General features: G+C 36.8%; 7 protein-coding genes. All 7 read left to right on the top strand.

Translation table 11 applies throughout. The features are described 5' to 3' along the window. Positions 1 to 495 precede the first annotated feature (495 nt). The 7 genes from AB1414_02200 (at position 496) to purE (ending at position 6,444) form a co-directional block, all read left to right on the top strand. Positions 496 to 1,503 carry a Gfo/Idh/MocA family oxidoreductase gene (locus tag AB1414_02200; GenBank protein ID MEW6606253.1) on the top strand — a complete coding sequence of 336 codons (1,008 nt, stop codon included), beginning with the start codon at positions 496 to 498 and terminating at the stop codon, positions 1,501 to 1,503. Between the two features lie 15 nt (positions 1,504 to 1,518). Further along, positions 1,519 to 2,610 carry a carboxylate--amine ligase gene (locus tag AB1414_02195; protein MEW6606252.1) on the top strand — a complete coding sequence of 364 codons (1,092 nt, stop codon included), beginning with the start codon at positions 1,519 to 1,521 and terminating at the stop codon, positions 2,608 to 2,610. A 12-nt stretch (positions 2,611 to 2,622) separates the two neighbouring features. Beyond that, positions 2,623 to 3,264, top strand: coding sequence for an HAD hydrolase-like protein (locus tag AB1414_02190; GenBank protein MEW6606251.1), 642 nt, complete (start codon positions 2,623 to 2,625; stop codon positions 3,262 to 3,264). Between the two features lie 84 nt (positions 3,265 to 3,348). Beyond that, positions 3,349 to 4,449 carry a DegT/DnrJ/EryC1/StrS family aminotransferase gene (locus AB1414_02185; protein MEW6606250.1) on the top strand — a complete coding sequence of 367 codons (1,101 nt, stop codon included), beginning with the start codon at positions 3,349 to 3,351 and terminating at the stop codon, positions 4,447 to 4,449. Positions 4,450 to 4,460: 11 nt separating this feature from the next. Then, a complete protein-coding gene (locus tag AB1414_02180) occupies positions 4,461 to 5,174 on the top strand; it encodes a glycosyltransferase family 2 protein (GenBank protein ID MEW6606249.1) in 714 nt (237 codons plus the stop codon). Positions 5,175 to 5,472: 298 nt separating this feature from the next. After that, positions 5,473 to 5,622, top strand: coding sequence for a hypothetical protein (locus tag AB1414_02175; GenBank protein ID MEW6606248.1), 150 nt, complete (start codon positions 5,473 to 5,475; stop codon positions 5,620 to 5,622). Between the two features lie 294 nt (positions 5,623 to 5,916). Beyond that, on the top strand, positions 5,917 to 6,444 hold the full coding sequence (purE, locus tag AB1414_02170) for a 5-(carboxyamino)imidazole ribonucleotide mutase (GenBank protein ID MEW6606247.1): 528 nt from the start codon (positions 5,917 to 5,919) through the stop codon (positions 6,442 to 6,444). The last annotated feature ends 195 nt before the right edge of the window (positions 6,445 to 6,639 follow it).

Genomic DNA, 6,639 nt, shown 5'->3' with positions numbered 1-6,639 from the left:
AAATAGTAGGCAAGTAGGTAGTAGGAAAGGGATAAAGGATGTGCACGGTATTCCTCTTCTGGGGACAATGTCTCCCCTTTCCTACTTCCCTACTCTCCTACTTTCCTACAGGCTGAATAGTTACAAAGAAGGTAACTATTCAGCCACTGATTAGCAGGGATAAATACAGAGGTCAGAGGACAGATGAGAAAGAGGGAAACGGAGAAGGAGAGAAGACACAAGGCGCTATACCTGAATTTTCAGCCATCAGCCTTCAACCTTGAGCCTAATTATGGACACGGAAAACGGACACGATTTACGAATTTTCAGTGTTTCATCTGTGGCTGAATAGTTTTTAATGCTGTGCTACTCAAGAGTTTGTCCTGATGAAAATCAGAGAGGGAATTGTTGCGCATCGTCCATAGATTTTAATTTTTTCTCTGCGTCTCTGTGTCTCTGCGGTGAACGGTTACTTTATCCGAGAGCGTTCTAAAGATTTAAGGAGGTACCAAAAAAATGATAAAAATAGGGATTATTGGATGTGGTCATTGGGGACCTAATTATGTCCGAAATTTTAATGCCTTAGCGGACTGTAAGGTAGTAGAGTGTTGTGACTTGAGCGAGGAACAGCTTAACAAGATTAAAAAACAGTTTCCTGATATAACTACTCAAACAGATTATTTGAAAATGCTTAAGAATCCAGAAATCGATGCCGTTGTCGTGGCGACATCAACTATCACTCATTATCAAATAGCAAAAGATGTGCTTGAGCATGATAAACATGTTCTGATAGAAAAACCAATTACTTACCTGCCTAAAGAAGGTCAAGAATTAGTGAAATTGTCCAATCAAAAGGGCAAGATTTTAATGGTCGGACATACCTTTCTTTACAATGCAGGTATTAGAAAGGTAAAAGAATATATTGATGATGGTAGTATTGGAAAGATTTATTATCTTCATGCTACTCGAACACACCTTGGTTTAATCCGAGAAGATGTTAATGTTATCTGGGACCTGGCACCTCATGACATTTCTATATTTTCTTATTTCCTTAATATGGAACCTATTAATGTTAGTGCCAAAGGTGGGTTCTTCTTGAAAAAAGATAGAGCCGATGTAAGTTTCCTCACATTAGAATATCCTAATGGAATAATTGGGAATATCCATGTAAGTTGGATTGATTCAAATAAAGTTAGAGAAATAGTTGTCGTGGGAAGTAAAAAACGGATTGTTTTTGATGACTTGAATCCTTTAGAGCCAGTCAGGGTATTTGAAAAAGGAGTTACCCTGGAAGGAACTTATGATGGCTTTGGAGAATTTAAGCTTGCCTTGAGAGATGGTGATATTATTAGTCCTAAAGTTCAGATGATAGAACCTTTAAAAACACAATGCCAACATTTTTTAAATTGTATTACTCACAATCAAACTCCTTTTACAGATGGCAAAAGTGGTGTAAAGGTAGTAAAAGTTTTAAGAGCCATTGAGGAATCTTTAGCAAAAAATGGCGTGGCGGTAAATGTGTAAAAATAAGGAGGAGAAATGAAAAGAATTTTGATTACTGGTGCTGGAGGAACACCCTCAACAAATTTTGTCAGGTCACTGAGAGTCTCCAGTGAAAATTTCTATCTTATCGGTGTTGATTGTAATGAATATTCCTTGCATCGGGCTGAAACTAATGAAAAGTATTTAGTTCCCCATCCGACGCATAATGATTATCTTCCTATCTTAAAGGAGATTATTCAGGAAACAAAACCTACGCTGATTTATTCACAGCCAGACCAGGAAATTTATGCTATCTCAAAGATAAGAAAGGAACTCCGGGATGAGTATAAACTCAGGGTATTTTTGCCAGAGCATAAAACCATAGAATTATGTCAGGATAAATTCGCTTCTTATCTTAAGTGGAAGGAAGCTGGACTTAAAGTTCCAGAGACAATGAGGATAAATAACGAAGATGACCTTAAAATCGCAGTTGATAAATTTGGCACGCCAGTTTGGGTTAGAGCGACATTCAGCCCTGGTGGTGGAATGGGAAGTTTCCGTGCAGAAAATTACAATGTCGCCAGGGCATGGATAGATTTCTGTGACGGTTGGGGTAGTTTTACCGCGGCTGAATGCCTAAAACCAGATTCCATTACCTGGATGTCTCTGTGGAAAAATGGCGAACTAATTGTGGGTCAGGGTAGAAAAAGGCTATATTGGGAACTGGGTAATAGAGCCCCTTCTGGTGTTACAGGAATTACAGGAACAGGAATAACTGTTTCTGACCCGGTTGTTGACGAAATAGCCTTAAAAACCATAATGGCCGTAGATAACCACCCAAATGGAATCTTTTCAGTGGATTTAACCTACGATAAAGACGGTATTCCTAATCCTACAGAAATTAATATTGGTCGATTCTTTACCACGCATTATTTCTTCACTTCTTGTGGGCTAAATATGCCTTATATTTTTGTGAAGTTAGCTTTTGATGAAGATGTTTCTTCTTTTATCCCAAAGAAAATAAACCCCTTAACCCCGGGACTTGCCTGGATTAGAGGAATGGATTTTCTTCCTGTCCTAACCGATGAAAAAACTATAAGGCTATATAAAGAAGAATTAGAGAAAAGGAGACATAATCTCCAGAAATAGTGGGGAATAAAATTGGATATTTATATAGACCTTGATGGCCCTATACTTGATGTATCTGAAAAGTATTATGCGGTTTATCGATATATTTTAGGGAAAACGGCACCTAATATTCTGTCAAAAGATGCCTATTGGGAGATGAAGAAAAATCGTGTGCCCAGCGAAGAAATTTTCAAGGAAAGTGGAGTAGAACTAAGTCAAGAAATATCTCTTCACAGATGGAAACAGTTAATTGAAACGCCTGAATTTCTGAAATACGATATTATGTGGCCCTGGGTGCCAGATGTTCTGAAAACCCTTTATAATAACTATTCCCTTATCTTAATTACCCTGAGAAATTCTTATGAAAACTTGATAGACGAACTTCGAGATTTTGAGATACTCGATTTTTTTAAAACTATTCTGACCGAAAAAGATAACGGAGGTTCTCTTTATACCAAAAAAAGATTATTAGAAAATTATCCGGAGTTTATTCCGGTTTCGTCTATTATTGTGGGAGATACAGAAGTTGATATATTAGCAGGCAAAGAATTAAATATTAAAACTATTGCTGTTTTGAGTGGAATCAGAAACAGAGAATTATTGGAGTCGTTATGTCCTGATTTCATTATAGATAATATATCATCTCTGCCCTCTATCACAAAGCAGATTGAATAAGATAAGGCTTCACGAAATTAAAAGTAAGTAACGGATAACTAATTACCAGTTACCAATTACCAACAAGTAAAGGAGAAAAAAATTATGAAGATACCGTTTGTTGACCTTAAATCCCAGTATCAATCAATTGAACAAGAGGTTAAAGAGGCTGTAATAAAGGTGATGGAACAGGCTAATTTTATTTTAGGAGAGGAGGTAAAACTCTTTGAGGAAGAATTTGCTCGTTTGTGTGAGGCAAAGTATGGTATTGGTGTCGCCTCAGGCACAGATGCCTTACATTTAGCCCTATTGGCATGTGGCATAGCGGAGGGAGATGAAGTGATTCTCCCGGCTAATACCTTTATTGCTACTCCATTAGCGGTATCACAGGCGGGAGCAAAACCTGTTCTTGTCGATATAGACTCTTTGACCTACAATATAGATTTATCAAAGATTGAAGAATGTATTACACTCAGAACAAAGGCTATTATGCCAGTTCATTTGTATGGACAGCCAGTAGATATGGATGTTTTGACTAATCTTGCTAAAAAATACAATCTCTGGATTATTGAGGATGCCTGCCAGGCACATTTAGCCGAATATAATGGAAGAAAAGTAGGTGCGATAGGTGATATTGGTGCCTTTAGTTTCTACCCGGGTAAAAACTTAGGTGCTTATGGTGATGGAGGTCTGGTAGTAACAAATAATGCACAGTTGGCTGAAAAAGTAAAAATGCTTAGAGATTATGGACAGAAGGTCAAGTATCATCACCTATTCAAGGGATTTAATAGTCGGTTGGATACAATGCAAGCCGCTATCCTTCGGGTCAAACTGAAATATCTTGAAAAATGGAATAGCCTGAGAATCCAGCATGCCCAGAAATATTCCGAATTGCTTGGTGGCACAGAGGTGATTACTCCCACAAAAGCTCCTTATGCTAAACATGTCTATCATCTCTATGTTATCAGAACAAAACAAAGAGATGAATTACAAAAATATCTTACAGATAAAGGTATTTCTGTAGGTATTCACTATCCTATACCTATTCATCTTCAGAAGGCTTATGAAGATTTAGAATATAAAATAGGCACATTCCCTATTACTGAAAAATATGCAAATGAGATTCTATCTCTACCAATGTTTCCTGAGTTGACTGTGGAACAAATAGAGATGGTGGTAAATTCCATAAAGGAGTTTGGACAATAAGGAGGGAGGATATGAAGGATAAATTAAAGATTATAGCATCACCAATTGCCTTTAATGAAGAAGGAAAAATTGGAAATGTAGTTAAAAAGATTCCAAAGAGTCTGGTTGATTTAATATTAGTTGTCGATGATTATTCAACAGATAATACCAGAAAGGAAGCAGAATCACAAGGGGCAGTTGTGATAACCCATAAAGAACGAAAGGGGGTAGGGGCGGGGATAAGAACAGCCATTGATTATGCCATAGAAAATAAATACGATATAATTGTGATTATGGCAGGAAATGATAAGGATAATCCTCAAGAAATATCAAGGCTAATAGACCCAATAATAAATGAAGGATATGATTTTATTCAGGGGTCGCGATTTTTAAAAGGAGGCTATTACGGTAATATGCCTTTTTATAGAATTCTGGCAACGAAACTTCATCCACTAATTTTCTCCATTCTGGTTGGAGCCAGATTAACTGAAAGCACCAATGGATTTCGAGCGTTTAAGACAAGCCTCTTTAATGATAAACGAATAAACCTCTGGCAGGATTGGCTCAATAGTTATGAATTGGAACCATATCTTTATTACAAAGTAATTAAATGTGGTTATAAATGGAAAGAAGTGCCGGTGACTAAAATATATCCCCAAAAAGGAACGACCAAGATGGTGCCTTTCAAGGATTGGTGGCGAATTTTAAAACCTCTATTTTGCCTCTGGCTGGGAATTAAAAAATAAAGGTAACCGTTCACCACAGAGACACAGAGAAAAAAATTAAAATCTATGGACGATACGCAACAATTCCCTCTCTAATTTTCATCAGAGCAAGTTCTTGAGTACAACAACCTGTGATTTAGACACTGGACATCAGACACAAGACTATAAACTCTATTTATGCGGGAAATTAGCGGCATTCGATAAGCCTTCTTCAAAACTTCACTCCCTGAATTTTTTTCACCTGTGCAGTTAGGTTTAAGATTATTATTCTTCCATTACCTTAAAAATGTCCGAAGGGGGATAAGGAGATAAGGAAGATATGGAGATTATAAATTCCCTGGATAATTTGGCAAAAGGTTATGGTTATGAAGTTGGTATGGAAGTTAGGTCAAGATGGTTGTGCAAAAAGACTAACTTCATAACCCCTAAACCAAACCAGCCTCCTAACCCTTTCACCAAAAACTTCTAAATATATCCCCTTATCTCCTTTATCTCCATATCTCCTTTTTGAACACAGGTCTAAAGTTAACTGCACAGGTCGAATTTTTTTGTAAGATGATTAAACAGATTTTTTAGTAAGCGGATTAAACGGATTAAGCGGATTTTTTTTTATTTCTTTTTCCGCTAAATCCGTTAAATCCGCTTACTAAATCCGCTCGTTTCGTTTACTATTAAAAATCTGCTTCCTTAATTTTCTACCTGCACAGGTTGTAAATTTTAGTTGACTTAATTTTTATCGTATGGTATAATTGAATAAAATAAAATGGATAAAGTGTTAGTTGGAATTCTTATTGGTAGTGATTCTGACCTTACGGTGATGAGTCAAACCATTAAAATTTTAGAGGCTTTTAAAATTAAGTATGAAATAGTTATTACCTCTGCCCATAAAACATTAGGAAAAACAATAGAATATGCCCAAAACGCTATAGAAAAAGGTTTAGAGGTGCTAATTTGTGGTGCAGGGTTATCCGCGGCATTACCCGGGGTAGTAAGTTCTCAAACACTTCTGCCAGTAATTGGTGTTCCTGTTTCAAGCACACAGTCTGCCCTTGAAGGATTTGATGCGTTATATTCTATACTTCAGATGCCATGTGGTATTCCTGTAGCAACTATGTCTATTGGCGAATTGGGGGCAAAAAACGCAGGTCTTTTGACGATACGAATCTTAGCCCTGAAATATCCGACTCTTTATACCCAATTAAAAAAATATCAGAATAAACTAGCCACAGAATTAGATGAGAAAGATAAAAAATTGAATGAATTAGGATATGAAAAGTATTTAAGAGAGTAGAAGTTTCACGCAAAGCACGCAAAGAACGCAAAGGGAAATAAGGGGAAAATTACCTTTGCGTGAAAAAACTATTTTTAAGAGAACGCTCATGCCCCTGCAGGGCACAAAGGACGATGAAAAATAATAGCACGCTGATGATGCGGATATTCGCGGATAGAAGATAGAAGACAGAAAAAAGAGAAAAAAATCAGCGAA

The sequence above is a fragment of the bacterium genome, assembly GCA_040755795.1.
Classification (GTDB): domain Bacteria; phylum UBA9089; class CG2-30-40-21; order CG2-30-40-21; family SBAY01; genus JBFLXS01.
The sequence above is the reverse complement of the archived record's forward strand: the minus strand, read 5'-3'. Positions and strand labels throughout refer to the sequence as shown.

Bases quoted from the DNA above. Each gene is read 5' to 3' on its own strand.
- AB1414_02185 (MEW6606250.1), top strand. From the start codon at position 3,349: ATGAAGATACCGTTTGTTGACCTTAAATCCCAGTATCAATCAATTGAA.
- AB1414_02175 (MEW6606248.1), top strand. From the start codon at position 5,473: ATGGAGATTATAAATTCCCTGGATAATTTGGCAAAAGGTTATGGTTAT.
- AB1414_02180 (MEW6606249.1), top strand. From the start codon at position 4,461: ATGAAGGATAAATTAAAGATTATAGCATCACCAATTGCCTTTAATGAA.
- AB1414_02200 (MEW6606253.1), top strand. From the start codon at position 496: ATGATAAAAATAGGGATTATTGGATGTGGTCATTGGGGACCTAATTAT.
- purE (MEW6606247.1), top strand. From the start codon at position 5,917: ATGGATAAAGTGTTAGTTGGAATTCTTATTGGTAGTGATTCTGACCTT.
- AB1414_02195 (MEW6606252.1), top strand. From the start codon at position 1,519: ATGAAAAGAATTTTGATTACTGGTGCTGGAGGAACACCCTCAACAAAT.